Consider the following 2067-nt stretch of genomic DNA (forward strand, 5'->3'; position numbering starts at 1 on the left):
ACGAGGGCAGCCAGTCGGTGCGGGCCTCGCTGATCGCCGACGAGGCCTACGGCCGGGACACCTCCGGTCACATCGTGGCCATCTACACCGCTTCCGAGGGCAAGACCGTCGACGACCCGGAATTCACCAAGAAGATCCTGGACAACCTCGACCGGGCCCAGAAGGACCACCCCGACGAGATCCTGCGCGCCATCGGGTACTTCAAGAGCCCGGACATTCTCAAGAACATGGCCGACGCCGACAAGAAGCACGCCTTCATGTCGATCCAGCTCAAAGGCGACGACGACGACACCATCCTGAACAACTACAAGAAGGTCAAGGACAGCTTCGAGATCGACGGCGTCGACGTGAAGCAGGCCGGCCTGCAGCCGCTGGCCAACGAGCTGACCGGGACCATCGGCAAGGACCAGCAGCGCGCGGAGGTGGCCGCCATCCCGCTGGTCGCCGTGCTGCTGTTCTTCGTCTTCGGCGGTGTGGTGGCGGCCAGCCTCCCGGCCATCATCGGCGGCCTGTCGATCGCCGGCGCCCTGGGCATCATGCGACTGACCGCCGACATCACCCCGGTGCACTTCTTCGCCCAGCCCGTCGTGACGCTGATCGGCTTGGGTATCGCCGTCGACTACGGGCTGTTCATCGTCAGCCGGTTCCGAGAGGAACTCGCCGAGGGCTACGACACCGAGACGGCGGTACGCCGGACGGTGATGACCGCGGGACGGACCGTGGTCTTCTCGGCGGTCATCATCGTGGCTTCCTCACTGCCGTTACTGCTGTTCCCGCAGGGCTTCCTGAAGTCGATCACCTACGCGATCATCGCCTCGGTGATGCTGGCCGCGGTGCTGTCCATCACCGTGCTCGCGGCGATCCTCGGCATCCTCGGCCCGAACGTCGACGCGCTGGGAGTGAACACCCTGCTGCGGGTGCCGTTCCTGGCCAACTGGTCGTTCTCCCGCAGGATCATCGACTGGTTCGCCGAGAAGACACAGAAGACCAAGACCCGCGAAGAGGTCGAGAACGGGTTCTGGGGCAAGCTGGTCAACCGGGTGATGAAACGCCCGGTGGCCTTCGCCGTGCCCATCATCCTGATCATGATCGCGATGATCATCCCGCTCGGGACGCTCTCGCTCGGCGGCATCAGCGAGAAGTACCTGCCGCCCAACAACTCGGTGCGGCTGGCCCAGGAGGAGTTCGACAAGGTCTTCCCCGGCTTCCGCACCGAGCCGATCACGCTGGTCATCCAGAACGACGACGGCAAGCCCGTCACCGATCAGCAGGTCGCCGAGATCCGGGCCAAGGCGATGGGGATCAGCGGGTTCATCGACCCCGACAACAACCCCGACGCGATGTGGAAGGAGCGTCCGTATCTGGACGGGGCATCCAAGGACCCGTCCGTGCGCGTCATCCAGAACGGTCTGGTGAACCGCAATGACGCCGCCAAGAAGATCACCGAACTACGATCCATCGTCCCGCCCAAGGGTGAGTCGCTCTACGTGGGCGGCACCCCGGCGCTGGAGCAGGACAGCATCCACAGTCTGTTCTCGAAACTACCGTTGATGGTGTTGCTGTTGATCACCACCACCACGATCCTGATGTTCCTGGCGTTCGGTTCACTGGTGCTGCCGATCAAGGCCGCGCTTATGAGTGCGCTCACGCTCGGGTCCACCATGGGCGTGCTGACCTGGATGTTCGTCGAGGGTCACGGGTCGGGAATCATGAACTACACCCCGCAGCCCCTGATGGCGCCGATGATCGGCTTGATCATCGCCGTGATCTACGGCCTGTCCACCGACTACGAGGTGTTCCTGGTCTCCCGCATGGTGGAGGCCCGCGAACAGGGCATGTCCACCACCGAGGCGATCCGGATCGGCACCGCCACGACGGGCCGGCTCATCACCGCCGCGGCCCTGGTTCTGGCGGTGGTCGCCGGCGCGTTCGTGTTCTCCGATCTGGTGATGATGAAGTACCTGGCCTTCGGCCTGCTGATCGCGCTGTTGCTCGACGCCACCGTCGTCCGGATGTTCCTGGTGCCGGCCATCATGAAACTGCTCGGCGACGACTGCTGGTGGGCGC

Annotated in this window: 1 protein-coding gene; it reads left to right on the forward strand. The window is 64.4% G+C overall.

Going from position 1 to position 2067, the window contains the following annotated elements; genetic code table 11:
* Positions 1–2067, forward strand: a 2067-nt coding sequence (locus ADBZ5U_RS16015) for an MMPL family transporter (protein WP_526811848.1), incomplete at both ends; no start/stop codon positions are given.

Source organism: Mycobacterium sp., assembly GCF_040398885.1.
Taxonomy (GTDB): Bacteria; Actinomycetota; Actinomycetes; order Mycobacteriales; family Mycobacteriaceae; genus Mycobacterium.